The sequence below is a fragment of the Streptomyces sp. NPDC030183 genome, assembly GCF_055573455.1.
Map to the genome: position 1 here is coordinate 382,025 of NZ_JBVIBK010000001.1, position 24,953 is coordinate 406,977.

Below are 24,953 nucleotides of genomic sequence, written 5' to 3' on the forward strand. Positions count from 1 at the left end.
TTACAGACCCATGTCCTTCGCGATGATCGACTTCATGATCTCGCTGGTGCCGCCGTAGATGCGGTTGACGCGGTTGTCCGCGTACAGGCGGGCGATCGGGTACTCGTTCATGAAGCCGTAGCCGCCGTGCAGCTGGAGGCAGCGGTCGATCACACGGTGCGCGACCTCGGTGGTGAACAGCTTGGCGCTGGCGGCCTCTGCCGGGGTCAGCTCACCGGCGTCGAGGGCCTCCGTGGCGCGGTCGACGACGGCCTCGGCGGCGTCCACCTCGGCCTGGCAGGCGGCCAGCTCGAACTTGGTGTTCTGGAAGGCGGCGACGGGCTGGCCGAAGACGACGCGCTCCTGCACGTACTGCTTGGCGAACCGGATCGCGGCCTTGGCCTGCGCGTAGGCGCCGTAGGCGATGCCCCAGCGCTCGGAGGCGAGGTTGTGGCCGAGGTAGTAGAAGCCCTTGTTCTCCTCGCCGAGGAGGTCCTCGACGGGGACCTTGACGTCGACGAACGCCAGCTCGGCGGTGTCGGAGGTCTTCAGGCCGAGCTTGTCGAGCTTGCGGCCGACCGAGTAGCCCTCGGCCTTGGTGTCCACGACGAACAGGGAGATGCCGTGGCGGCGGTCCTCCTTGGTCGGGGCGGCCGTACGGGCGCACACGATCATGCGGTCGGCGTGCACACCGCCGGTGATGAAGGTCTTGGCGCCGTTGAGGACGTAGTGCGTGCCGTCCTCGCTGAGCTTGGCGGTGGTGCGCATGCCCGCGAGGTCGGAGCCGGTGCCCGGCTCGGTCATCGCGATCGCCCACATCTCCTCGCCGGAGACGAACTTGGGCAGGTACCGCTTCTTCTGCTCGTCGTTGGCGAGCATCTTGATGTACGGCAGGCCGAGCAGCACGTGCACGCCGGAGCCGCCGAAGGTGATGCCGGCGCGGGCGGTCTCCTCGTAGAGGACGGCCTCGAACTTGTACGAGTCGATGCCGGCGCCGCCGTACTCCTCGTCCACGCGGATGCCGAAGACACCCAGCTCGGCGAGCTTGTAGTAGAAGTCGCGCGGCGCCTGGCCCGCGGCCAGCCACTCGTCGTACACGGGGACGACCTCGGCCTCGATGAAGGCACGCAGGGTCTCCCGGAACGCCTCGTGATCCTCGTTGAACACCGTACGGCGCACGGCCGACCCCTTTCTGCGCCCGAACCGGCGCCACTCTCACCCACATGGCTGCAAGCCGTCGTCGTCCGGGGCCGACGCCCGGACTCCGCTTGGCTAAGCGCTTGCTCAGACTCAACCGTACCGGCGAGTACGAAGAGCCGTCCAGAGAGGTGGGGGCGTAACGCTCGTCACGCCGGGCGCCCGGCCCGGCCCTCCTCCGTGAGGGCACACGTGAGCCGTCGCCGGTCGGTTCACCCGGCGGCGCCGGCCGCCGCGAAGGCCCCCCGCGCCATCCGGTGGAGGAGTTCCGCCGTGGCCGCACGGCCCGGCAGGGAACCCGGGCGGCCCAGGTGGGGGGTCGAGTTCAGCAGGCCGAACACCGAGTGGACGGCGGAGCGGGCGGCGGGCTCGGCGAGGGCAGGGTAGACCTCGCGCAGCACCTCGACCCACAGCTCGACGTACTGCCGCTGGAGCTGGCGCACCAGCTTGCGGTCGCTGTCGCGGAGGCGGTCCAGCTCGCGGTCGTGCAGGGTGATGAGGGGACGGTCGTCGAGGGCGAAGTCGATGTGCCCCTCGATGAGCGAGTCGAGCACCGCCTCGGCGTCCCACCGCCCCCTGCCCCCGTCCGCCCGAACCCCGGCCGCACCCGCGGCCCCCCGGCCGCCCGCCGTCGAGCCGTCCGCCTCGGCGATCCTGCGCTTGGCCCCCGTCAGCAGCCGGCCGCTGATACCGACCAGCAGCTCGGCGAGCATCGCGTCCTTGCCGGCGAAGTGGCGGTAGAGGCCGGGGCCGCTGATCCCGACGGCGGCGCCTATCTCGTCGACGCCGACACCGTGGAAGCCGCGCTCGGCGAAGAGCCGGGCGGCCTCCTTGAGGATCTGCTCGCGGCGGGTGGGGGCGTCGGTTCTGGTGGCCATGGAGCCAATTCTAGACAGGGAGGTTAGCGGTCGTTAACCTGGAGGAAATGCGTTAACGCTCATTAACAAAGGTGAGGGGACCGCACGATGGACCAGGCACCGGAGCTCACGACCGCGGTGGACCCCGCGGCGGAGTCGTTTCGGGCCAATGAGGCCGCGCACCGCGCCCTCGGCGAGGAGCTGCGCGCCAAACTGGCCGCCGCCCGTCTCGGCGGCGGCGAGAAGGCGCGCGCCCGGCACACCGCCCGGGGCAAGCTGCTGCCCAGGGACCGGGTCGACACCCTCCTGGACCCGGGCTCGCCCTTCCTGGAGCTGGCCCCCCTCGCCGCCGACGGCCTGTACGACGGGCAGGCGCCGGCGGCCGGGGTGATCGCCGGGATCGGCCGGGTCAGCGGCCGTGAGTGCGTGATCGTGGCCAACGACGCCACCGTCAAGGGCGGCACGTACTACCCGCTGACGGTGAAGAAGCACCTGAGGGCCCAGGAGGTGGCGCTGGAGAACCGCCTCCCCTGCCTCTACCTCGTCGACTCCGGCGGCGCCTTCCTGCCCATGCAGGACGAGGTCTTCCCCGACCGCGAGCACTTCGGCCGGATCTTCTACAACCAGGCCCGGATGTCGGGCGCGGGCATTCCGCAGATCGCGGCCGTGCTGGGGTCCTGCACGGCCGGGGGCGCGTACGTCCCGGCGATGAGCGACGAGGCCGTGATCGTCCGCAACCAGGGGACGATCTTCCTCGGCGGCCCCCCGCTGGTGAAGGCCGCCACCGGCGAGGTCGTCACCGCCGAGGAGCTGGGCGGCGGCGAGGTGCACTCCCGGGTCTCCGGGGTCACCGACCACCTCGCGGAGGACGACGCGCACGCCCTGCGGATCGTGCGGACGATCGTCTCCACGCTGCCCTCGCGGGGCCCGCTCCCCTGGTCGGTGGAGCCGGCCGTCGAACCCAAGGTGGACCCGTACACGCTGTACGGGGCGGTGCCGGTCGACTCCCGCACCCCGTACGACGTCCGGGAGGTCGTCGCGCGCGTGGTGGACGGCTCGCGCTTCGCCGAGTTCAAGGCGGAGTTCGGGCAGACCCTGGTCACCGGCTTCGCCCGGATCCACGGCCACCCGGTGGGGATCGTCGCCAACAACGGCATCCTGTTCTCGGAGTCGGCCCAGAAGGGCGCCCACTTCATCGAGCTGTGCGACCAGCGCGGCATCCCCCTGGTGTTCCTGCAGAACATCTCCGGCTTCATGGTCGGCCGGGACTACGAGGCCGGCGGCATCGCCAAGCACGGCGCCAAGATGGTGACGGCGGTGGCCTGCACCCGCGTCCCCAAGCTGACCGTCGTCGTCGGCGGTTCGTACGGCGCGGGCAACTACTCGATGTGCGGCCGGGCCTACTCACCGCGCTTCCTGTGGATGTGGCCCAACGCCAAGATCTCGGTGATGGGCGGCGAGCAGGCCGCGTCCGTGCTGGCGACGGTGAAGCGGGACCAGTTGGAGGCGCGGGGCGAGCAGTGGCCCCTAGAGGACGAGGAGTCCTTCAAGGACCCGATCCGCGCCCAGTACGAGCGCCAGGGGAACGCCTACTACGCCACCGCCCGCCTCTGGGACGACGGCGTGATCGACCCGCTGGACACCCGCCAGGTCCTGGGCCTCGCCCTGACCGCCTGCGCCAACGCGCCGCTGGGTGACCCCCAGTTCGGCGTCTTCCGGATGTGAGGGGGCTTGTGAACGTGAGCATGTTCGACACGGTGCTGGTGGCCAACCGCGGCGAGATCGCCGTCCGCGTCATCCGCACCCTGCGCGCCCTCGGCGTCCGCTCGGTCGCGGTGTACTCCGACGCGGACGCCGACGCCCGGCACGTACGCGAGGCCGACACCGCGGTACGGATCGGTCCGGCGCCGGCGGCGGAGAGCTATCTGTCGGTCGAGCGCCTGCTGGAGGCGGCGGCCCGCACGGGCGCGCAGGCGGTGCACCCGGGGTACGGCTTCCTCGCGGAGAACGCCGGGTTCGCGCGGGCGTGCGCTCAGGCGGGGCTCGTCTTCATCGGGCCGCCCGCCGACGCCATCTCCCTCATGGGCGACAAGATCCGCGCCAAGGAGACGGTCCGGGCGGCCGGGGTGCCGGTGGTGCCCGGCTCCAGCGGCAGCGGTCTGACCGACGCCCAGCTCGCGGACGCGGCGCGGGAGATCGGGATGCCGGTGCTGCTGAAGCCCAGCGCGGGGGGCGGCGGCAAGGGCATGCGGCTGGTGCGGGACGAGGAGCGGCTGGCCGACGAGATCGCCGCCGCCCGCCGCGAGGCCCGCGCCTCCTTCGGCGACGACACGCTGCTCGTGGAGCGGTGGATCGACCGCCCCCGGCACATCGAGATCCAGGTCCTGGCCGACAACCACGGGCAGGTGATCCACCTCGGCGAGCGCGAGTGCTCCCTCCAGCGCCGCCACCAGAAGATCATCGAGGAGGCGCCCAGCGTCCTGCTCGACGAGGCCACCCGTGCCGCGATGGGTGAGGCGGCGGTCCAGGCGGCCCGCTCATGCGGCTACTCCGGCGCGGGCACGGTCGAGTTCATCGTCCCCGGCGGCGACCCGTCGTCGTACTACTTCATGGAGATGAACACCCGCCTCCAGGTGGAGCACCCGGTGACCGAGCTGGTCACGGGCGTGGACCTGGTGGAGTGGCAGCTGCGGGTCGCGGCGGGCGAACGGCTGGGCCTCGCGCAGGACGACGTCCGGCTGACGGGCCACGCCGTCGAGGCCCGGATCTGCGCCGAGGACCCCTCGCGCGGCTTCCTGCCCTCCGGCGGCACGATCCTGAGGCTGCGCGAGCCGCAGGGCGACGGCGTGCGCACGGACTCCGGTCTCACCGAGGGCACGGAGATCGGCTCGCTGTACGACCCGATGCTCTCCAAGGTCATCGCGTACGGCCCCGACCGGCCCACCGCGCTGCGCCGCCTCCGGGCCGCCCTCGCCGGGACGGTCACCCTGGGCGTCCAGACGAACGCCGGGTTCCTGCGGCGGCTGCTGGCGCATCCGGCGGTGGTCGCGGGCGACCTGGACACGGGCCTGGTCGAGCGGGAGGTCGACGGGCTCGTACCGGACGGGGTGCCCGAGGCCGTGTACGAGGCGGCGGCCGCGTTGCGGCTCGACGCGCTGACGCCGCGCGGCGAGGGCTGGACGGACCCGTTCTCGGTGCCGAACGGCTGGCGCTTGGGCGGTGAGACCGTTCCGCCGGCCTTCGACCTGCGGGTGCCGGGCCTCGAACCCGTCACCCATCGCCCGCTGGGCACCCACACCGTCACCGGCGACCGGGTCACCGTGACCCTGGACGGCGTCCGCCACACCTTCCACCACGCCGGCGACTGGCTCGGCCGGGACGGTGACGCCTGGCACGTCCGGGACCACGACCCGGTGGCCGCCGCCCTGACCGGCGCGGCGCACGCGGGCGCGGACTCGCTGACGGCGCCGATGCCCGGCACGGTCACCGTGGTGAAGGTGGCCGTGGGGGACGAGGTGAGCGCCGGTCAGAGTCTGCTGGTGGTGGAGGCGATGAAGATGGAGCACGTCATCTCCGCGCCGCACGCCGGGACCGTCACCGAGCTGGACGTGTCTCCGGGCACGACCGTCGCCATGGACCAGGTGCTCGCGGTCGTCGCCCCGCACGAGCAGGACGAGGAGGTGGCGTGATGACCTCACCGGACAGCACGGAATCGACCGCGGAGGGTGCCGCCCTCGGTCTCCCGATGACCGTGCCCCCGCCCGCCGCCGACGGGCTCCCGCCACGGGTCCGCATCCACGAGGTGGGTGCCCGTGACGGGCTGCAGAACGAGAAGGCGACCGTCCCGACGGAGGTGAAGGCCGAGTTCGTCCGCCGCCTGGCCGACGCGGGCCTGACGACGATCGAGGCGACGAGCTTCGTGCACCCCAAGTGGGTGCCGCAGCTCGCCGACGCCGAGGACCTGTTCCCGCGGGTCGCCCATCTGCCCGTGGACCTGCCGGTCCTGGTGCCCAACGAGCGCGGTCTCGACCGGGCCCTGGTGCTGGGCGCCCGCCGGGTGGCCGTCTTCGCCAGCGCCACCGAGTCCTTCGCCAAGGCCAACCTCAACCGCACGGTCGACGAGGCGCTGGCCATGTTCGACCCGGTGGTGACCCGGGCGAAGGCCGACGGGGTCCATGTCCGGGGCTATCTCTCCATGTGCTTCGGCGACCCCTGGGAGGGCCCGGTGCCCATCCCGCAGGTCGTCCGGGTCTGCCGGGCCCTGGTCGACATGGGCTGCGACGAGCTGAGCCTCGGCGACACCATCGGCGTCGCCACCCCGGGCCATGTGCAGGCGCTGCTCACCGCGCTGAACGAGGCGGGCGTGCCGACCCCGGCCCTCGGTGTCCACTTCCACGACACCTACGGCCAGGCCCTCGCCAACACCCTCGCGGCGCTGCGGCACGGCGTCACCACGGTCGACGCGTCGGCGGGCGGCCTCGGCGGCTGCCCCTACGCGAAGAGCGCCACCGGCAACCTCGCCACGGAAGACCTCGTGTGGATGCTGCGGGGCCTCGGCATCGACACCGGCGTCGACCTCGGCCGTCTCGTCGCCACCAGCGCGTGGATGGCCGACCACCTGGGCCGACCCAGCCCGTCCCGCACCGTACGAGCCCTCTCCCACAAGGAGCAGTGACTTCTCATGGACCACCACCTCTCTCCCGAACTGGAAGAACTCCGCCGTACCGTCGAGGAGTTCGCGCACGAGGTCGTCGCACCGAAGATCGGCGACTTCTACGAGCGCCATGAGTTCCCGTACGAGATCGTGCGCGAGATGGGCCGTATGGGCCTGTTCGGGCTGCCGTTCCCGGAGGAGTACGGCGGGATGGGCGGCGACTACCTGGCGCTCGGCATCGCGCTGGAGGAGCTGGCGCGGGTCGACTCGTCCGTGGCCATCACCCTGGAGGCGGGAGTCTCCCTGGGCGCCATGCCGATCCATCTGTTCGGCACACCGGCCCAGAAGGAGGAGTGGCTGCCGCGGCTGTGCTCCGGGGAGATCCTCGGCGCGTTCGGCCTCACCGAGCCGGACGGCGGCTCGGACGCGGGCGCGACCCGTACGACGGCCCGGCTGGACGAGGAGACCAACGAGTGGGTGATCAACGGCAGCAAGTGCTTCATCACCAACTCCGGCACCGACATCACGGGCCTCGTCACGGTCACGGCGGTGACCGGCCGCACCCCGGAGGGCAAGCCGCTGATCTCCTCCATCATCGTCCCGTCCGGCACCCCGGGCTTCACGGTGGCGGCCCCGTACTCGAAGGTCGGCTGGAACGCCTCCGACACCCGTGAGCTGTCCTTCTCCGACGTCCGGGTCCCGGCCGAGAACCTCCTCGGCGAACTGGGCCGCGGCTACGCGCAGTTCCTGCGCATCCTCGACGAGGGCCGGATCGCCATCTCGGCGCTCGCCACGGGGCTCGCCCAGGGCTGTGTCGACGAGTCGGTGAAGTACGCCAAGGAGCGCCACGCCTTCGGCCGGCCGATCGGCTCCAACCAGGCGATCCAGTTCAAGATCGCCGACATGGAGATGAAGGCCCACACGGCCCGCCTCGCCTGGCGGGACGCGGCCTCGCGGCTCGTGGCCGGGGAGCCGTTCAAGAAGGAGGCGGCGCTGGCGAAGCTGTACTCGTCCACGGTCGCCGTCGACAACGCCCGTGACGCCACGCAGATCCACGGCGGCTACGGCTTCATGAACGAGTACCCGGTGGCCCGCATGTGGCGCGACTCCAAGATCCTGGAGATCGGCGAGGGCACGAGCGAGGTCCAGCGCATGCTGATCGCCCGCGAGTTGGGGCTCGTGGGCTGACACCGCCGTACCGAGGAGGCCGGATTCGTTCTCACGGATCCGGCCTTCCGGTGTGTTGACGCGCCCCGGACGCGGTACTCCCCCCAAGCACACCCCACCCGCTGGACAAGTGGTGAGGTTAGGCTAACCTACCTTCGAACTCACCCTCGGGCGGCACTCCGCCCCGTTCGAAAGTAGCCATACTCATGCCCAACGCCAGAGCCGCTCACCTCACCCGCCGTGGCATCCTCGCCGCCGGTGGCGCACTCGGCCTCGGTGCCGCGCTCGCCGCCTGCGGAGACGACAAGGCGAGCAGCGGCGCCGGCTCCGGCAAGGAGACGGCGGCCGCCAAGTCGGGCCCGTGGACCTTCAAGGACGACCGCGGCGAGACCGTCAAGCTCGACAAGACCCCGGCGAACATCGTCGCCTTCGTGGGCGTCGCCGCCGCCCTGCACGACTACGGCATCGGCGTGAAGGGCGTCTTCGGCCCGACCAAGCTGCAGAACGGCAAGGCCGACGTGCAGGCCGGCGACCTCGACGTCAGCAAGGTCACCGTCATCGGCAACATCTGGGACGAGTTCAGCGTCGAGAAGTACGCCGCCCTCTCCCCCGACGTCCTCATCACCACGATGTTCGACGACGCGGGCACCCTCTGGTACGTGCCCGAGGCGTCCAAGGACAAGATCGCCAAGCTCGCCCCGAGCGTCGGCATCTCCGTGTACGACCGTCAGATGACCGAGCCGCTCCAGCGGGTCTACGAGCTGGCCGAGTCGCTGGGCGCGGACGTCACGTCGGAGAAGGTCACCGCGGCGAAGAAGCGGTTCGAGGACGCCGCCGCCCGGCTGCGCGCGGCCGCCAAGGCCAAGCCGGACATCAAGGTCCTGGCCGGTTCCGCCAGCCAGGACATCTTCTACGTGTCCGGCTCGAACCTCTCCATCGACCTGGAGTACTTCAAGGCCCTCGGCGTGAACTTCGTCGAGCCGAGCGCCGAGGCGCTGAAGGCCAGCGGCGGCTGGTTCGAGAACCTCAGCTGGGAGAACGTCGACAAGTACGACGCGGACGTCATCATCATGGACAACCGCACGTCGGCGATCCAGCCGGACGCGATCGAGGAGGCGACCTGGAAGAAGCTGCCCGCGGTCAAGGCCGGGCAGGTCATCGGGCGCAACCCCGAGCCGATCCTGTCCTACGACAAGTGCGCGCCGCTTCTGGAGGAGCTGGCCGAGGCGATCGAGAAGGCCAAGAAGGTCAGCTGACCGCCGGTCCCGCCCGCGGGTCGTGTGTGGCAGGTCGCGCACACGCGGCGGCGCCGCACCTGTCGACGCCCCGCGCCCCCGGGTTTCCCGGGCCGCCCCCTCCCCCTACGCCCCGCCCCTGATGCCGGAGCCCCGACATGACGACGGCCGTAGCCGCGCCCTTCCGTTTCTTCTCTCTTCAGGTCGTGCGGACGGAGCGGCTGGGGCCGTCTCTCGTGCGTGTCTCCTTCGCGGGGGACGACCTGCGGTTCTTCCTGTCGGACGGGAGGGACCAGTCGCTGTCGCTGTTCCTGCCGCACCCGGGGCAGGACGTCCCGGCCGTGCCGTACGAGCTGGGCGACGGCTGGTGGCAGGCGTGGCGGGAGCTGCCGGACGACGTGCGGGCGGTGATGCGCTCGTACACGCTGCGGGGGCTGCGCGCCGACGCGCACGGGGAGACCGTCGAGATCGACATCGACTTCGTGCTGCACGGGGTGGAGCCGGGGGCCGCCGTGCCCGCCGGGCCCGCGTCACGGTGGGCGTCGGGCGCGTCGGCCGGGGACCGGGTCGTGCTGCTCGGGCCGGCGGTCGCCGACAACCGGGCGATCCGGTTCCGGCCGCCGGCCGACACCGACCTGGTGGTGATCTGGGGGGACGAGACGGCACTGCCCGCCGCCTCCGCGATCCTGGAGTCGCTGCCGGCCGGGATGCCGGCGCGGGTCTGGCTGGAGGTCCACCACGCGGGGGACATCCAGGACCTGGTCACCGAGGCGGACGCCGAGATCACCTGGCTGGTGCGCGGCGAGGGCGCCCCGCCCGGGCTCGACGCCGTCCGTGCCGCCCCGCTGCCGCCCGGCGCGTCGCCCTACGCCTGGATCGCCGGTGAGTCCGGCCGGGTCAAGGAACTGCGCCGGCATCTCGTGCGGGAGCGCGGGATCGACAAGCGGCGCGTGACCTTCGTCGGGTACTGGCGTGAGGGCCTGACCGAGGAACAGCTGCGCGAGCGCGGCGAATAGCGCGCCCGTCGGACCAACTGCCCGTGTTGCCCGAGTGACTGACGTGATGACAGTCACGGGACAGGCATGACCTCGCCCAAGTGGCTTAGGTTAGGCTAACCTAAGTCGAAACCCCTCTCGGAGGACCTCCCCATGCGCTCGCACCTGCTCAATGACACGACCGCGGAGCGGTACCGCCGCACCGTGACCGAAGGCGTGGAGCGGGTGGCGGCCAAACTCGCCACCACCGACCGGCCGTTCACCGGAGTCGGCGTCGACGCCCTCGCGCCCGCGATCGAGCGGATCGACCTCGACGAGCCGCTGCACGACACGGCCGCCGTCCTCGACGAACTGGAGGAGGTCTACCTCCGGGACGCGGTCTACTTCCACCACCCCCGCTACCTCGCCCACCTCAACTGCCCGGTCGTCATCCCGGCCGTGCTCGGCGAGGCGGTCCTCTCCGCCGTCAACTCCTCGCTCGACACCTGGGACCAGTCGGCGGGCGGCACACTGATCGAGCGCAAACTGATCGACTGGACCAACGAGCGCGTCGGCTTCGGCCCCGCCGCCGACGGCGTCTTCACCTCCGGCGGCTCGCAGTCCAACCTCCAGGCCCTGCTCCTCGCCCGCGAGGAGGCCAAGACCGAGGACACCGGCACACTGCGGATCTTCGCCTCCGAGGTCAGCCACTTCAGCGTGAAGAAGTCGGCGAAACTGCTGGGCCTCGGACAGGACGCGGTCGTCTCGATCCCGGTCGACGGCGACCAGCGGATGCAGACCATGGCGCTCGCCCGTGAACTGGAGCGCTGCAAGGCCGAGGGCCTGGTCCCCATGGCCGTCGTCGCCACCGCCGGCACCACCGACTTCGGGTCCATCGACCCGCTGCCCGAGATAGCCGAGCTGTGCGCCCAGTACGGGACGTGGATGCACGTCGACGCCGCCTACGGCTGCGGGCTGCTCGTCTCCCTCAAGCGCCGGGCGCTGCTCGACGGGATCGAGCGGGCCGACTCGGTCACCGTCGACTACCACAAGTCCTTCTTCCAGCCGGTGAGTTCCTCCGCCGTCCTGGTCCGGGACGGGGCGACCCTGCGCCACGCCACCTACCACGCGGAGTACCTCAACCCGCGCCGCATGGTCACCGAGCGCATCCCCAACCAGGTCGACAAGTCCCTCCAGACCACCCGCCGCTTCGACGCACTGAAGCTGTGGATGACGCTGCGCACGATGGGCGCCGACGGTGTCGGGGAGCTGTTCGACGAGGTGTGCGACCTGGCGGAGGAGGGCTGGAAGCTGCTCGCCGCCGACCCGCGCTACGACGTGGTCGTGGAGCCCCGGCTGTCCACGCTGGTCTACCGCTACATCCCCGAGGCCGTCACCGACCCGGCCGAGATCGACCGCGCCAACCTGTACGCCCGCAAGGCCCTGTTCGCCTCCGGCGACGCCGTCGTCGCGGGCACCAAGGTGGGCGGTCGCCACTACCTGAAGTTCACCCTGCTCAACCCCGAGACCACGGTCGCCGACATCGCCGCCGTGCTCGACCTGATCGCCGGCCACGCCGAGCAGTACCTGGGAGAATCCCTTGACCGCGTCGCTTCCTGAACCCGCCGCGCACGTCCACGACTTCATCGGCATCGGACTGGGGCCCTTCAACCTGGGCCTCGCCTGCCTGACCGAGCCCATCGCCGAGCTCGACGGGATCTTCCTGGACGCGAAGCCGCACTTCGAGTGGCACTCGGGGATGTTCCTCGACGGCGCCCACCTCCAGACCCCGTTCATGTCGGACCTGGTCACCCTCGCCGACCCGACGTCGCCGTACTCCTTCCTCAACTACCTGAAGGACTCCGGCCGGCTGTACTCGTTCTACATCCGCGAGAACTTCTACCCGTTGCGCGTCGAGTACGACGACTACTGCCGCTGGGCCGCGAACCGGCTCGGCAACGTCCGCTTCGGCACGACGGTCACCGAGGTGACGTACGAGGACGACGTGTACGCCGTACGGACGGCCGGCGGGGACGTCCTTCGCGCCCGCCGGCTGGTCCTCGGCACCGGCACCGTCCCGTACGTGCCCGAGGCGTGCGAGGGCCTGGGCGGGGACTTCTTCCACAACGCGCAGTACATGCACCGCAAGGCGGAGCTGCTGAAGAAGAAGTCGATCACGATCGTCGGCAGCGGCCAGAGCGCCGCGGAGATCTTCTACGAACTGCTCTCCGAGATCGACGTCCACGGCTACCGGCTCAACTGGGTCACCCGCTCCCCGCGCTTCTTCCCCCTCGAATACACCAAGCTGACGCTGGAGATGACGTCCCCGGACTACATCGACTACTTCCGCGCGCTGCCCGAGGAGACCCGCTACCGGCTGGAGAAGCAGCAGAAGGGCCTGTTCAAGGGCATCAACGGGGATCTGATCGACTCGATCTTCGATCTGCTCTACCAGAAGAACGTGACCGCCGGCGGACGCCCGGTCCCCACCCGCCTGCTCACCAACTCGTCCCTGAACAGCGCCTCCTACGCGGACGGCCGCTACACGCTCGGCTTCCGCCAGGACGAGCAGGGCAAGGACTTCGAGATCGAGACCGAGGGCCTGGTCCTGGCCACCGGCTACCACTACCGGCCGCCGGCGTTCCTCGCCCCGATCCGCGACCGGCTCGTCTTCGACGGCCACGGCCGCTTCGACGTGGCCCGCAACTACGCCGTCGACACCACCGGCCGCGGGATCTTCCTGCAGAACGCGGGCGTCCACACGCACAGCGTCACCTCGCCCGACCTGGGCATGGGCGCGTACCGCAACGCGTCCATCATCCGCGAGCTGCTGGGCACCGAGTACTACCCGGTCGAGAAGACCATCGCCTTCCAGGAGTTCGCCGTATGAGCGGCACGCACTTCACCTTCCGCCCCCTGGACCCGCAGAAGGACGCCGAGCTGCTGCACGGCTGGGTCACCCACCCCAAGGCCGCGTACTGGATGATGCAGGACGCCCGGCCGGCGGACGTCGAGCGCGCCTACATGGAGATCGCGGCGGACCCGCACCACCACGCCCTGCTGGGCCTGCTCGACGGCGAGCCCGCGTTCCTCATGGAGAAGTACGACCCCGCGCACCGCGAGCTGGTCGGCCTGTACGAGCCGGAGCCCGGCGACGTCGGCATGCACTTCCTGGTGCCGCCGACGGACACCCCCGTGCACGGCTTCACCCGGTCCGTGATCACCGCCGTGATGGCGCACCTCTTCGAGGACCCGGCCACCCGCCGGGTCGTCGTCGAGCCGGACGTGGCCAACACGGCGGTGCACGCGCTCAACGCGTTCGTCGGTTTCGTCCCCGACCGCGAGATCGACAAGCCGGAGAAGCGCGCGCTGCTGAGTTTCTGTACGCGAGAGCAGTTCTTCGACAAGCGCGGCCTCGCCGCCCGAGGAGTCCCCGTATGACCCTGTCCGATGCCGTGGCGCACCTGTCCCCCCGCCGCTGGGCACGGGCCAACCGCCTGCTGATCCGCAAAGCGCTCGCCGAGTTCGCCCATGAGCGGCTCATCACGCCGCAGGCCACCGCCGACGGCCGCTTCGAGGTCCGCAGCGACGACGGCCAGACCCGCTACGGGTTCGCCGCGAGGCGCTACGCCCTGGACCACTGGCAGGTCGACGCCGACTCGATCACCCGTCACCGGGACGGCGCCGACCTCCCCCTCGCCGCGCTGGACTTCTTCATCGAACTGAAGGGGTCCCTGGGGCTGAGCGACGAGATCCTCCCCGTGTACCTGGAGGAGATCTCCTCCACCCTCTCCGGCACCTGCTACAAGCTGACCAAGCCGCGGGTCCCGGTAGCCGAGCTGGTGGACGCGGGCTTCCAGGCCATCGAGACCGGGATGACGGAGGGGCACCCCTGCTTCGTCGCCAACAACGGCCGCCTCGGCTTCGGCGTCCACGAGTACCTGGCGTACGCCCCCGAGACGGCGAGCCCGGTCCGTCTGGTCTGGCTGGCCGCGCACCGCTCCCGGGCGGTGTTCACGGCGGGCGTCGGCATCGAGTACGAGGCGTTCCTGCGGGACGAGCTGGGCGCGGAGACCGTCGACCGCTTCACCTCCGTCCTCACCGGGCTGGAACTCGACCCGGCCGACTACCTGTTCATCCCGGTCCACCCCTGGCAGTGGTGGAACAAGCTCTCCGTCACCTTCGCCGCCGAGGTCGCCCAGCGGCACCTGGTGCTGCTCGGCGAGGGCGACGACGAGTACGTGGCCCAGCAGTCCATCCGGACCTTCTTCAACAGCTCCAGCCCGAAGAAGCACTACGTGAAGACGGCCCTGTCCGTCCTCAACATGGGCTTCATGCGCGGCCTGTCGGCGGCGTACATGGAGGCCACCCCGGCGATCAACGACTGGCTGGCCGGACTGATCGAGAACGACCCGGTGCTGAAGTCGACGGGCCTGTCGATCATCCGCGAGCGGGCCGCCGTCGGCTACCGGCACCTGGAGTACGAGGCCGCCACCGACCGGTACTCCCCGTACCGCAAGATGCTGGCCGCGCTGTGGCGCGAGAGCCCCGTGTCCGGGCTCCAGGAGGGCGAGTCGCTGGCGACGATGGCCTCCCTCGTCCATGTCGACCACGAGGGCCACGGCTTCGCGGCGGCCCTGATCGAACGCTCGGGCCTGACCCCGACGGAGTGGCTGCGCCGCTATCTGCGGGCGTACCTCACCCCGCTCCTGCACAGCTTCTACGCCTACGACCTGGTCTTCATGCCGCACGGCGAGAACGTGATCCTCGTCCTGAAGGACGGGGTGGTGGAGCGGGCGGTCTACAAGGACATCGCGGAGGAGATCGCGGTCATGGACCCGCAGGCGGTGCTCCCGCCGGCGGTCGAGCGCGTGCGCGTGGACGTCCCCGACGACAAGAAGCTCCTGTCGGTCTTCACGGACGTCTTCGACTGCTTCTTCCGCTTCCTCGCCGCCCAGCTGGCCGAGGAGGGGGTGCTGGAGGAGGACGACTTCTGGCGGACGGTCGCGGAGACGGTCCGCGACTACCAGGAGGCGACGCCCGAGCTCGCCGAGAAGTTCGCCCAGTACGACATGTTCGCCCCCGAGTTCGCGCTGTCCTGCCTCAACCGGCTCCAGCTGCGCGACAACCGCCAGATGGTCGACCTGTCGGACCCGACGGGCGCGCTCCAACTCGTCGGCACCCTGAAGAACCCCATAGCGGACCTCTAGGCCCTGTCGTCACATTCCCGCCGTCGCCCGAAGGGCGGCCCCGCGGCGTCAGGTGCGTGCTCTCGGCGTGCCGGGCCCTGACCCGTGTACTGGACGTACTCGGGTCGGGGCCCGGTGCGTCGAGAGCGCGTGCATGGCGTCGCGGGGTAGGTGGGAATTTGACGACAGGGCCTAGCCTCCGGCGCCCCAGGAAAGCCTTTGGTGTGTGTGCGGGTGCGGCTGAGTGGGGGCTGGTCGCGCAGTTCCCCGCGCCCCTTTTACGGCATGGGTCGCGCCCCGGGCTTTCAGGGGCGCGGGGAACTGCGCGAGCAACCCCACACCACCCGCACCCGCCAACGAGACCCAAGCCCCCGAGCTCTACCGCGTACCCCACGGCACCTGGGGCGACCGGTAGTACCCGATCCCGAGCGCCTCCCACCGAGCCCCCTGCGCAGCCAGCCGCAGGCGATACCCCTCCCAGCCCAGCGCGTCCGCCGGTGACCAGCCCAGTTCGGCGACGCCCGGCAGCCTCGGGAACACCATGTGGTCCATGTCGGCCGGCGTCACGATCGTCTCCGTCCACAGCGGCGCCTCGACCCCCCGCACCGCGGCCTCCGGCACTCCCGCCCCCGCCAGATAGGCGCCCGGATCCCAGTCGTAGGACCGCCGCACCTCCACGTATCCCGCCCAGTCGAGCCCCAGCCGTGTGTCCTTGTCGTACTTCATGTCGAGGTAGATCCGGTCGGCCGGCGAGAGAACGATCCCCGTGCCGTTGCGCGCGGCGGCCGCGACCCGCTCCTTCTCCTCCGGCTCGGTGCTGTCGAGGCCCCAGTACTGGGCGAGGGCGCCCCGCGCCGGGACCGCGCCGGTGAGCTGGTGCCAGCCGACGACGGTCTTGCCGTACCGGGCGACGACCGGCTGCACCCGCTCCATGAACGTCACGTAGTCCGCGTGGCTGGTGGAGTGCGCCTCGTCACCGCCGATGTGGAGGTACCGGCCGGGGGTGAGCGCGGCCAGTTCCCGCACGACGTCGTCCACGAAGTCGTACGTGACCTCCTTGTCGACGCACAGCGAGCTGAAGCCGACGTCCGTGCCGGTGTAGAGCGGCGGCGCGACGCCGTCGCAGTTCAGCTCGGCGTAGGAGGCGAGGGCGGCGTTGGTGTGGCCGGGCATGTCGATCTCGGGGACGACCTCCAGGTGGCGGGAGGCCGCGTACCGGACGATCTCCCGGTAGTCGGCCTTGGTGTAGAAGCCGCCGGGGCCGCCGCCGACCTGGGTGGAGCCGCCGTACGTGGCGAGGCGCGGCCAGGAGTCGACGGCGATGCGCCAGCCCTGGTCGTCGGAGAGGTGCAGATGCAGCTTGTTGAACTTGTAGAGCGCCAACTGGTCGATGTACCGCTTGACCTGGTCGACGGTGAAGAAGTGCCGGGACACATCGAGCATGGCCCCGCGCCAGCCGTAGCGCGGCACGTCCTCGACGGTGCCGCCAGCGACCGTCCAGGGCCCCGGCTGCACGGAGTCCTTCTCCACCGCCGGGGGCAGCAGTTGGCGCAGCGTCTGCACGCCGTGGAAGAGGCCGGCGGCCGTGCGGGCGGTGATCGTGACGCCGGAGCGGGCGCTGCGCAGCCGGTATCCCTCCGGCCCGAGCGCCGTCTCCCCGGCGGCCAGCCGGAGCCGGATGCCGCCGCCCTCGCGGTCGGTCACCGGCAGCCGGTAACCGGTCGACGGCCGCAGGACGCCCGCCAGGTACTCCCCCACCCGGCGCGCCTCGGGCCCGCCGTCCACGACGACGCGCGCACCGCTGTCCAGCCGGTACGGCGATCCGTGGGCCTCGACCCGGGCGGGGGCCGGGATCACCTGCCCGAGCGGGACCGTGGTGACGTCGGCGTTCTCGGACAAGGGTGCGGCTCCCACGGCGAAGATCCCGGACACCACGAGCAGCAGCGCACCGAGAAGGCGAGTCGATCTGTGGCGCGGTCTCACGACGTGCTCCCTCCCACGACCGAACGGACGACACCACCATCCCCGCAATGACCGGCTAGGTCTAGACCACATAACGCTCGGGCCGGTGAAAGAATCCCCGCATGGCGGAAATCCTCCAGCGGGACGGGACGTGGACCTTCGACGGCGACACCCTGCGGCTCACACCGGGCCGCGACAAGAGCGTGAGTCTCCTCCGTAAGACACTCGGCGAACTCGCGGTCCCGCTGAGCGCGTTGGCGGGGATCTCGTTCGAGCAGGGGAGGAAGTCGGGGCGGCTGCGCCTCCGGCTGCGCGACGGCTGCGACCCGCTGCTCCAGGTGACGGGCGGCCGGCTCACCGACGGCAACGACCCCTACCAGCTGGGCGTCGACGCCGACCGGTACGGGGTCGCCGAGTACCTCGTGGACGAGATACGCAACGCGCTGCTGCTGGACCAGGTGCCGGCCGACGCGGTGAGCACGTATCTGCTGCCGGGCCCGGTCGTCCCGCTCTCGGTCTCCGCCGGGGACGGCACCGCGAGCTTCGACGGCGAGCACGTACGTCTGGAGTGGAACTGGAAGACGGAGGAGGCGAAGGCGGCGGCCGGGCCCCGGAAGCTGGCGCTGGCCGACATCGTGGCCGTGGAGTGGCAGCCCTCGGTGGGCCTGGAGAACGGCTGTCTGCGCTTCACCGTGCGGAACGCGCCGACGAAGGCGCCGCCCAAGTACGACCCCAACGCCGTGGAGCTCTGGGGCTTCAAGAAGGACCCGTTGATGGCCCTGGTCGCGGCGGCCGTCCAGGCCAGGCTGCCGCACCCGGCGAGCGCCGGCGACACCGGGCCGAAGCAGCTCACTCCCGCCGCCGACGGGGACGACCACGACGTCCTGCTGCGCCGCCTGCGGGAACTGGGCGAGCTGCACAGGTCGGGCGTCCTCACGGAGGAGGAGTTCACGCTGGCCAAGCAGGCGGTCCTCAAACGCATGTGACCCGTCCGAGAACGCGTGTGGCGCACCCGAGGACCGCCCGGCACGTCCCGGGCGGGCGCTACTTCGCCCTGCGCGCCACCGTGAAGTGGTCGACCTGCTCGCCCGTCTCGGCGATGCCGCGCACGGTCAGCGTGGTGTGCCGTCCCTTGGGCGCGGGCTTCACGTCCACCCGGAGGAAGGAGTAGTCGAGGTAGCGCACCCGCGACCAGGCGACGGTCTCGTTCTGCTTGCCGTCCTTGACGTTGACGAAGGACGCCACCGACTCGACCTCGTTCTCGTGCCCCTGTCGTGCGCCGGGAGTAACGGGCGCGCAGGTACTCGTGCTGCTCGGCCATGCTCATGCGCTCGGCCAGCGGCTCGGGAACGCCCATGCGAGGAATGTCCATGGCGTCCGAAAGTCGTCGCCTCGGGCGACGGGATGCGGGCCGCCGGATGGACGGGCGCCGAACAGGCGCCCATAACACGTTCAACGTTCCCCCAAGACTCCCCCGCAGGGGCCTGCCCGAAATCGGGCAGGATTCTTGCGAAACGCTCTTCCTTACCCCAGGATCTACCGGGTGCACGACGAACTTGTCGATCATCTGACGCGGTCCACGCCCCTGAGCCGGGGCGAGGCGCTGCGGGTGATCCAGGACGTGCTCGCCTACTTCGACGAGACGACGGAGGACTACGTCCGTCGCCGCCACCGCGAGCTCCAGGCCCAGGGCCTGGTCAACGCGGAGATCTTCGAACGGATCGAGGCGGACCTGAAATACCGGGCGGTCGCGCCGCCGGAGCTCACGCTCAGGCAGCTGCGCCGCATCGTCTACGGCTGACGGACCGGCCGCGGACCCGGTGCCCACCGACCGAGAAACGGGATACCTGTATATGTGCGGAATTGTCGGTTACATCGGCAAGCGCGATGTCGCGCCGCTGCTCCTGGAGGGCCTGCAGCGCCTGGAGTACCGGGGCTACGACTCGGCGGGCATCGTGGTCACCTCGCCCAAGACGGCCGGCCTGAAGATGGTCAAGGCCAAGGGCCGGGTCCGCGACCTGGAGGCCAAGGTCCCCGCGCGCTTCAAGGGCACCACCGGTATCGCCCACACCCGCTGGGCCACGCACGGCGCCCCGTCCGATGTGAACGCCCATCCGCACATGTCGGCCGACAACAAGGTCGCCGTCGTCCACAACGGCATCATCGACAACGCCTCCGAACTGCGCCGCAAGCTGGAGGCGGACGGCGTCGAGTTCCTCTCCGAGACGGACACCGAGGTCCTCACCCACCTCATCGCCCGCTCCCAGGCCACCACCCTGGAGGAGAAGGTCCGCCAGGCGCTGCGCATCGTCGAGGGCACGTACGGCATCGCCGTGATGCACGCCGACTTCAACGACCGTATCGTCGTCGCCCGCAACGGCTCCCCGGTCGTCCTCGGCATCGGCGAGAAGGAGATGTTCGTCGCCTCGGACATCGCCGCGCTGGTCGCCCACACCCGGCAGATAGTGACCCTCGACGACGGCGAGATGGCCACCCTCAAGGCCGACGACTTCCGCACCTACACCACGGAGGGCACCCGCACCACCGCGGAGCCCACCACCGTGGAGTGGGAGGCGGCCTCGTACGACATGGGCGGCCACGACACGTACATGCACAAGGAGATCCACGAGCAGGCCGACGCCGTGGACCGCGTGCTGCGCGGCCGCATCGACGACCGCTTCTCCACCGTGCACCTCGGCGGCCTCAACCTGGACGCCCGCGAGGCGCGCCAGATCCGCCGGGTGAAGATCCTCGGCTGCGGCACCTCGTACCACGCGGGCATGATCGGCGCCCAGATGATCGAGGAGTTGGCCCGTATCCCCGCCGACGCCGAGCCGGCCTCCGAGTTCCGCTACCGCAACGCGGTCGTGGACCCCGACACCCTCTACGTCGCCGTCTCCCAGTCCGGTGAGACCTACGACGTGCTGGCGGCCGTCCAGGAGCTGAAGCGCAAGGGCGCCCGCGTCCTCGGTGTGGTGAACGTCGTCGGCTCGGCGATCGCCCGCGAGGCCGACGGCGGCATCTACGTCCACGCCGGCCCCGAGGTCTGTGTGGTCTCCACGAAGTGCTTCACCAACACGACGGTGGCCTTCGCGCTCCTCGCCCTTCACCTGGGCCGCACCCGTGACCTCTCCGTCCGCGACGGCAAGCGGATCATCGAGGGCCTGCGCAAGCTGCCCGGCCAGATCGCCGAGATGCTGGACCAGGAGGAGGAGATCAAGAAGCTGGCCCTGGAGTACGCCGAGGCCCGCTCGATGCTCTTCATCGGCCGGGTCCGCGGCTACCCGGTCGCCCGCGAGGCGTCCCTGAAGCTCAAGGAGGTCTCCTACATCCACGCGGAGGCGTACCCCGCCTCCGAGCTGAAGCACGGCCCGCTGGCCCTGATCGAGCCCGCCCTCCCCACGGTCGCGATCGTCCCCGACGACGACCTGCTGGAGAAGAACCGCGCCGCCCTGGAGGAGATCAAGGCCCGCAGCGGCAAGATCCTCGCCGTCGCCCACCAGGAGCAGGAGAAGGCCGACCGGACCATCGTCGTCCCGAAGAACGAGGACGAGCTGGACCCGATCCTCATGGGCATCCCCCTCCAGCTCCTCGCCTACCACACGGCGCTGGCCCTCGGCCGGGACATCGACAAGCCCCGGAACCTGGCCAAGTCGGTGACGGTGGAGTAGTCAGACCGCTCCAGGGCGCCAGTCCCTGCCGGAACGACCGAACGGACCCCCGCGTGGTGCGACCGCACCCGCGGGGGTCCGCTCCATGTCGCCGGGGCCGCCCAACTCCCCGACACCGGCTGCCGGTCAGCCCGTGGCCGTCACACCCCGGCCGGCAGTCCGCCTGGGAAGCGCCGTGGGCCAGTGCGCCAGCGCCGCGGTGGCCGCGTACCAGGCCACCAGACCGCCCGCCGCGGCCACCCATCCGCCGGCCTTCGCGAGAACCCCGCTGTCGCCGAAGGAGGCGACGGCCAGCAGCAGCATCGCCGCACACAGCAGCCCGTACGTCGCCCGCGTGAGCGTCGCCGCGCCGCCGGGCGCCCCGAGGGCCAGGCTCAGCGCGACGAGGGCGAACAGGAGCAGGAACAGCCCCCTCGCGTCGGCGGAGCCGAGGTCGCCCGTGGACCAGGTGAACCAGAGGGCGCCGAGCCCGGCGTAGGCCGTGCCCGTGAATCCGTCGCGGTCGCGGAAGGCGAGGAGACCGGCGACGAAGAGCGCGACGCCGCCGACGTAGGCGGCGATCGAGCCGGCGTCGGCCTCGGTGAGGCCGTCGATCACCCGGGTGTGACCGAGACCGAACGCCAAGAGGGTCAGTCCGAGAGCGAGTTGGCCGAGAGTCGTGGTGATGCTTCCCGCGGAGACGTCGTTGTCCACGGCGGGGCTCCCTTCGTGCGTGTGCGGTGGTGCGGCGATCGGGTTATGCCCTTCACAAGGGCACAAACACCTCTACGCGCCAGTAGGTTCACGCGACGGCACGCGGGGAGCCGGACGGTCCTCCGCCCATCGCCCTTGGCCGGAAGGGGAGTTGCGGAACGAAGGGTGGGGGAAGGCAGGGAAGGCTCGGGAGGCTGGGAAGAGAGGGGAGGCTGGGAAGAGAGGGAGCGCCGGGGGGCCGGGAAAGGGGCAACGGAGCGACGGACCCGCGCCACGGGCTACGAGGGCTACGAGGGCTACGAGGGCTACGGGATGACGATGACGGGGCGCTGCGCCCGCTTGGCGAGGCGTCCGGCGACGGAGCCGAAGATCCGCCCGACGATCCCGTGCGTGGACCCGACGACGATCGCGTCGGCCTCGTACTCCCGCCCCACCTCTTCGAGTTCGTGGCAGATGTCCCCGCCGCGCTCGACGAGGATCCACGGCACTTCGGCGAGGTAGTCGGCGCAGGCGAGCTCCAGCCCGAGCACCTCGGTGCGGTGGTCCGGTACGTCGACGAAGACCGGCGGCTCGCAGCCCGCCCACACGGTCGTGGGCAGCCGGTTGGCGACGTGGACGATGATCAGGCCCGAGCCCGAACGGCGGGCCATGCCGATGGCGTAGGCGAGGGCCCGCTCACTGGACGTCGAACCGTCGAAGCCGACGACGACGCCGTGCTTGAAGGCGGGATCGCAACTGGGGCGTGCCTCTTCCGCCGCGAGGGGGTCGGCCGCCGTGTGATCGGCGACGGGACGCCGCTTGCGGTCCGCGGAGTCGAAGAATTCGTGACCGGCCATGGGTGTCTCGGCGTGTGGATCCTCGTGGGTGGGACGTCAGTGTGAGGCGGAGCTGTGTCCGGGAATCATCTTCCCAACCCCATACCCCCAAGGGTACGGCCGCACGCCTCCTCCGCGCACCGGCTCCGCGGGGTTCCAGGGAGCATGCACGACCCCCCGCCCGTAACGCAATGGTTGCTGCCACGTACAGCCGGTTCCCGCCTCCCGGCCGGGCACCGTACGGCCGGGGCGCGCACCCGGCGGCACCCGAAGGTCCACCCGACAGGGGTGGTGGCAGTGACCGACGGGTCGAACACGCGTTGAACCCCGGTAAGTCAGACCCGAGGGAGCCAGAAGCGAGCAAGCACGTGTCCGCACCCCGCCCCGCCCGACAGTCCCCCCACCCCGCCCCCGACGCCCCGCGCACCGCCGACGACACCCCCCGCCCCGCCCCGGCGGACGGGGCCCCTCCGGCCGACGGCCCTCCCCCCGCCGCCGTCCCCGGCCCCTCCCCCGCCCACCCCGACACCGCGACGGACGTGGTCCGCTGGGCGGCGTTCAGCTGCGTGCTCGTGCCGGTCGTCCTCGTCTGGTACGGCACCTCGCTGGCCGGTGCGACGGGCGCGGCCCTGGGCCTGGCGGCGGTGACCGGGGTATGCCGCGTCCTGCTGCGCCAGTCGGAACGCGGAGCGGCCCACGCGGCGCAGGCGGCACATGTGTCCCATGCGGCGCAGGGGGCACACGCACCCCAGGCGCACGCGGCGCGTACCACCGACTCGGTCCCCACGAGCCGTTCCGCGCGCATGGCGCGAACCGAACACGCCGTGGCCGAAGAACACTCCCCCCAGCGCGGCCGTCACGGCCGCACCGGCCCAGGGGCGCACAGGGGCGGGCGGAACCAGGGCCCGAGTACGCCGGTCGACTGACCGGTTTCCGCACACACCCCCGTATCTTTTCAGCCAACTTCGGCTCCCTGGGCATCCCGGGGTCGAACACCCCTCCACCCCCGGTTCGACCTGCACTGAAAGGGGTCCAGGGGTCGCGCGCACCCTACGTGGACCAGCCACGGGGACGAGGCGCACTTCCCTGCACGGCTCACGAGTGCAACGCTTCGTGATCGAATGCTTTACGCCAAGTTGCCATGTCGACAATGTGCCGGATGGCGAACTGGTCACGCCGGCACCACGGGACACAGTAGATTCGATCATGACTGTCTTACGGCGGGGGACTCGTGCAGGACCGAGGGGAAACGTGCAGGAGCGACACAACCGAGGAGCCGCGACCACCGAGGGGGGCTTAGCAGGATGAGCCACGACTCCACCGCCGCGCCGGATGCCGCGGCCCGGAAGCTTTCCGGGCGACGCCGCAAGGAGATCGTCGCGGTGCTGCTGTTCAGCGGCGGCCCCATCTTCGAGAGTTCCATACCACTGTCGGTGTTCGGGATCGACCGCCAGGACGCCGGCGTACCGCGCTACCGCCTACTGGTGTGCGCGGGCGAGGAAGGACCCCTGCGGACCACAGGGGGCCTGGAACTCACCGCACCGAACGGCCTTGAGGCGATCTCGCGGGCGGGCACGGTGGTCGTGCCCGCATGGCGTTCGATCACCTCACCGCCGCCGGAGGAAGCGCTCGACGCCCTGCGTCGCGCGCACGAAGAGGGCGCCCGCATCGTGGGGCTGTGCACCGGTGCGTTCGTGCTGGCCGCCGCCGGACTGCTGGACGGCAGACCGGCCACCACGCACTGGATGTACGCGCCGACGCTGGCCAAGCGCTATCCGTCCGTCCACGTCGACCCACGAGAGCTCTTCGTGGACGACGGGGACGTACTGACATCGGCCGGTACCGCGGCCGGAATCGATCTCTGTCTGCACATCGTGCGGACGGACCACGGCAACGAGGCGGCCGGCGCGCTCGCCCGCCGACTGGTGGTCCCGCCGCGCCGGTCGGGCGGCCAGGAGCGCTATCTCGACCGGTCTTTACCGGAGGAGATCGGCGCCGACCCGCTCGCCGAGGTCGTCGCCTGGGCACTGGAGCACCTCCACGAGCAGTTCGACGTGGAGACGCTCGCGGCGCGCGCGTACATGAGCCGGCGCACGTTCGACCGCCGGTTCCGGTCGCTGACGGGCAGCGCTCCGCTGCAGTGGCTGATCACCCAGCGGGTGCTGCAGGCGCAGCGGCTGCTGGAGACGTCCGACTACTCGGTGGACGAGGTCGCGGGCCGGTGCGGCTTCCGTTCGCCGGTGGCGCTGCGCGGGCACTTCCGCCGCCAGCTCGGCTCGTCCCCGGCGGCGTACCGCGCGGCCTACCGCGCCCGTCGGCCACAGGGCGACAAGCCCGCCGACCACGACGCCCAGGCCGGGCACCCGGGTCCGTCCCCGATGTCGCCGGAGCACGCCCACGGGGTGCCGCTCCAGGCCCGTCGTACGGCCGCGGCGAGCGCGCTGGCGCCGTCGGCGTCCCTCTCGGCGGACGGCGCCAAGCCGGAGCTGTACGCCACCGGCCGGCTGCCGGGGCAGCGCAGCGCGCACTAGCCGGCGCATGACGGCCAGGCCGTGACGGC

General features: G+C 71.1%; 20 protein-coding genes and 1 pseudogene. 15 read left to right on the forward strand and 6 right to left on the reverse strand.

Translation table 11 applies throughout. The annotated features are described in order from the left end of the window. The gene (locus tag ACZ4Z2_RS01630) at positions 1–1,158 is read right to left on the reverse strand and encodes an acyl-CoA dehydrogenase family protein (RefSeq protein WP_099964685.1); all 1,158 of its coding nucleotides are present in this window, start codon (positions 1,156–1,158) and stop codon (positions 1–3) included. 230 nt (positions 1,159–1,388) lie between these two features. Beyond that, positions 1,389–2,054 carry a TetR/AcrR family transcriptional regulator gene (locus ACZ4Z2_RS01635; RefSeq protein WP_468071241.1) on the reverse strand — a complete coding sequence of 222 codons (666 nt, stop codon included), beginning with the start codon at positions 2,052–2,054 and terminating at the stop codon, positions 1,389–1,391. A gap of 87 nt (positions 2,055–2,141) precedes the next feature. On the opposite strand from ACZ4Z2_RS01635, the gene ACZ4Z2_RS01640 reads away from it, so the two are divergent. From ACZ4Z2_RS01640 to ACZ4Z2_RS01685, 10 genes are all read left to right on the forward strand, one after another. Then, on the forward strand, positions 2,142–3,758 hold the full coding sequence (locus ACZ4Z2_RS01640) for a carboxyl transferase domain-containing protein (RefSeq protein ID WP_468071243.1): 1,617 nt from the start codon (positions 2,142–2,144) through the stop codon (positions 3,756–3,758). A gap of 20 nt (positions 3,759–3,778) precedes the next feature. Beyond that, on the forward strand, positions 3,779–5,722 hold the full coding sequence (locus tag ACZ4Z2_RS01645) for an acetyl/propionyl/methylcrotonyl-CoA carboxylase subunit alpha (protein ID WP_468071663.1): 1,944 nt from the start codon (positions 3,779–3,781) through the stop codon (positions 5,720–5,722). A 56-nt stretch (positions 5,723–5,778) separates the two neighbouring features. Continuing rightward, positions 5,779–6,708: a hydroxymethylglutaryl-CoA lyase gene (locus ACZ4Z2_RS01650; RefSeq protein WP_468071665.1), complete on the forward strand. Its 930-nt coding sequence runs from the start codon at positions 5,779–5,781 to the stop codon at positions 6,706–6,708. A gap of 6 nt (positions 6,709–6,714) precedes the next feature. Further along, the gene (locus tag ACZ4Z2_RS01655; RefSeq protein WP_055539597.1) at positions 6,715–7,875 is read left to right on the forward strand and encodes an acyl-CoA dehydrogenase family protein; all 1,161 of its coding nucleotides are present in this window, start codon (positions 6,715–6,717) and stop codon (positions 7,873–7,875) included. A 185-nt stretch (positions 7,876–8,060) separates the two neighbouring features. Continuing rightward, complete coding sequence (locus tag ACZ4Z2_RS01660; RefSeq protein WP_468071245.1) at positions 8,061–9,110, forward strand: ABC transporter substrate-binding protein; 1,050 nt, start codon at positions 8,061–8,063, stop codon at positions 9,108–9,110. A 137-nt stretch (positions 9,111–9,247) separates the two neighbouring features. Beyond that, a complete protein-coding gene (locus ACZ4Z2_RS01665) occupies positions 9,248–10,105 on the forward strand; it encodes a siderophore-interacting protein (RefSeq protein ID WP_468071247.1) in 858 nt (285 codons plus the stop codon). A 132-nt stretch (positions 10,106–10,237) separates the two neighbouring features. Beyond that, on the forward strand, positions 10,238–11,683 hold the full coding sequence (gene desA, locus ACZ4Z2_RS01670) for a lysine decarboxylase DesA (protein WP_468071249.1): 1,446 nt from the start codon (positions 10,238–10,240) through the stop codon (positions 11,681–11,683). Then, a complete protein-coding gene (locus tag ACZ4Z2_RS01675) occupies positions 11,664–12,953 on the forward strand; it encodes a lysine N(6)-hydroxylase/L-ornithine N(5)-oxygenase family protein (protein WP_468071251.1) in 1,290 nt (429 codons plus the stop codon). Before desA ends, ACZ4Z2_RS01675 begins: the two co-directional genes overlap by 20 nt. Continuing rightward, positions 12,950–13,504, forward strand: coding sequence for a GNAT family N-acetyltransferase (locus ACZ4Z2_RS01680; protein WP_468071253.1), 555 nt, complete (start codon positions 12,950–12,952; stop codon positions 13,502–13,504). The genes ACZ4Z2_RS01675 and ACZ4Z2_RS01680 overlap by 4 nt, the downstream gene beginning before the upstream one ends. Beyond that, positions 13,501–15,273: an IucA/IucC family protein gene (locus ACZ4Z2_RS01685; RefSeq protein WP_468071255.1), complete on the forward strand. Its 1,773-nt coding sequence runs from the start codon at positions 13,501–13,503 to the stop codon at positions 15,271–15,273. Before ACZ4Z2_RS01680 ends, ACZ4Z2_RS01685 begins: the two co-directional genes overlap by 4 nt. Before the next feature lie 357 nt (positions 15,274–15,630). Here the strand turns inward: ACZ4Z2_RS01685 and ACZ4Z2_RS01690 are convergent, their stop codons facing one another. Continuing rightward, positions 15,631–17,235 carry a beta-N-acetylhexosaminidase gene (locus ACZ4Z2_RS01690; protein ID WP_468071257.1) on the reverse strand — a complete coding sequence of 535 codons (1,605 nt, stop codon included), beginning with the start codon at positions 17,233–17,235 and terminating at the stop codon, positions 15,631–15,633. A gap of 101 nt (positions 17,236–17,336) precedes the next feature. Here ACZ4Z2_RS01690 and ACZ4Z2_RS01695 point away from each other — a divergent pair, with 101 nt between their 5' ends. Beyond that, a complete protein-coding gene (locus ACZ4Z2_RS01695) occupies positions 17,337–18,200 on the forward strand; it encodes a DUF4429 domain-containing protein (protein ID WP_468071259.1) in 864 nt (287 codons plus the stop codon). 58 nt (positions 18,201–18,258) lie between these two features. Here the strand turns inward: ACZ4Z2_RS01695 and ACZ4Z2_RS01700 are convergent. Further along, positions 18,259–18,498 (reverse strand): annotated as a pseudogene (locus ACZ4Z2_RS01700) (phosphoesterase); the annotation flags it as partial. A gap of 259 nt (positions 18,499–18,757) precedes the next feature. On the opposite strand from ACZ4Z2_RS01700, the gene ACZ4Z2_RS01705 reads away from it, so the two are divergent. Together ACZ4Z2_RS01705 and glmS are read left to right on the forward strand one after the other, a co-directional pair. Then, positions 18,758–19,015, forward strand: coding sequence for a hypothetical protein (locus ACZ4Z2_RS01705; protein ID WP_468071261.1), 258 nt, complete (start codon positions 18,758–18,760; stop codon positions 19,013–19,015). Positions 19,016–19,067: 52 nt separating this feature from the next. After that, positions 19,068–20,885, forward strand: coding sequence for a glutamine--fructose-6-phosphate transaminase (isomerizing) (gene glmS / locus ACZ4Z2_RS01710; protein WP_468071263.1), 1,818 nt, complete (start codon positions 19,068–19,070; stop codon positions 20,883–20,885). A 126-nt stretch (positions 20,886–21,011) separates the two neighbouring features. Here glmS and ACZ4Z2_RS01715 read toward each other — a convergent pair whose 3' ends face one another. Both ACZ4Z2_RS01715 and ACZ4Z2_RS01720 read right to left on the reverse strand, forming a co-directional pair. After that, the gene (locus ACZ4Z2_RS01715; RefSeq protein WP_468071265.1) at positions 21,012–21,578 is read right to left on the reverse strand and encodes a GPR1/FUN34/YaaH family transporter; all 567 of its coding nucleotides are present in this window, start codon (positions 21,576–21,578) and stop codon (positions 21,012–21,014) included. Positions 21,579–21,883: 305 nt separating this feature from the next. Further along, on the reverse strand, positions 21,884–22,414 hold the full coding sequence (locus ACZ4Z2_RS01720) for a universal stress protein (protein ID WP_099964700.1): 531 nt from the start codon (positions 22,412–22,414) through the stop codon (positions 21,884–21,886). A 518-nt stretch (positions 22,415–22,932) separates the two neighbouring features. On the opposite strand from ACZ4Z2_RS01720, the gene ACZ4Z2_RS01725 reads away from it, so the two are divergent. Both ACZ4Z2_RS01725 and ACZ4Z2_RS01730 read left to right on the forward strand, forming a co-directional pair. Beyond that, positions 22,933–23,319: a hypothetical protein gene (locus ACZ4Z2_RS01725; protein ID WP_468071666.1), complete on the forward strand. Its 387-nt coding sequence runs from the start codon at positions 22,933–22,935 to the stop codon at positions 23,317–23,319. 378 nt (positions 23,320–23,697) lie between these two features. Beyond that, a complete protein-coding gene (locus tag ACZ4Z2_RS01730; RefSeq protein WP_468071267.1) occupies positions 23,698–24,924 on the forward strand; it encodes a helix-turn-helix domain-containing protein in 1,227 nt (408 codons plus the stop codon). Positions 24,925–24,953 lie beyond the last annotated feature (29 nt).

Bases quoted from the DNA above. Each gene is read 5' to 3' on its own strand.
- ACZ4Z2_RS01635 (WP_468071241.1), bottom strand. From the start codon at position 2,054: ATGGCCACCAGAACCGACGCCCCCACCCGCCGCGAGCAGATCCTCAAG.
- ACZ4Z2_RS01640 (WP_468071243.1), top strand. From the start codon at position 2,142: ATGGACCAGGCACCGGAGCTCACGACCGCGGTGGACCCCGCGGCGGAG.
- ACZ4Z2_RS01645 (WP_468071663.1), top strand. From the start codon at position 3,779: ATGTTCGACACGGTGCTGGTGGCCAACCGCGGCGAGATCGCCGTCCGC.
- ACZ4Z2_RS01650 (WP_468071665.1), top strand. From the start codon at position 5,779: ATGACCGTGCCCCCGCCCGCCGCCGACGGGCTCCCGCCACGGGTCCGC.
- ACZ4Z2_RS01655 (WP_055539597.1), top strand. From the start codon at position 6,715: ATGGACCACCACCTCTCTCCCGAACTGGAAGAACTCCGCCGTACCGTC.
- ACZ4Z2_RS01660 (WP_468071245.1), top strand. From the start codon at position 8,061: ATGCCCAACGCCAGAGCCGCTCACCTCACCCGCCGTGGCATCCTCGCC.
- ACZ4Z2_RS01665 (WP_468071247.1), top strand. From the start codon at position 9,248: ATGACGACGGCCGTAGCCGCGCCCTTCCGTTTCTTCTCTCTTCAGGTC.
- desA (WP_468071249.1), top strand. From the start codon at position 10,238: ATGCGCTCGCACCTGCTCAATGACACGACCGCGGAGCGGTACCGCCGC.
- ACZ4Z2_RS01680 (WP_468071253.1), top strand. From the start codon at position 12,950: ATGAGCGGCACGCACTTCACCTTCCGCCCCCTGGACCCGCAGAAGGAC.
- ACZ4Z2_RS01685 (WP_468071255.1), top strand. From the start codon at position 13,501: ATGACCCTGTCCGATGCCGTGGCGCACCTGTCCCCCCGCCGCTGGGCA.
- ACZ4Z2_RS01695 (WP_468071259.1), top strand. From the start codon at position 17,337: ATGGCGGAAATCCTCCAGCGGGACGGGACGTGGACCTTCGACGGCGAC.
- glmS (WP_468071263.1), top strand. From the start codon at position 19,068: ATGTGCGGAATTGTCGGTTACATCGGCAAGCGCGATGTCGCGCCGCTG.
- ACZ4Z2_RS01720 (WP_099964700.1), bottom strand. From the start codon at position 22,414: ATGGCCGGTCACGAATTCTTCGACTCCGCGGACCGCAAGCGGCGTCCC.
- ACZ4Z2_RS01730 (WP_468071267.1), top strand. From the start codon at position 23,698: ATGAGCCACGACTCCACCGCCGCGCCGGATGCCGCGGCCCGGAAGCTT.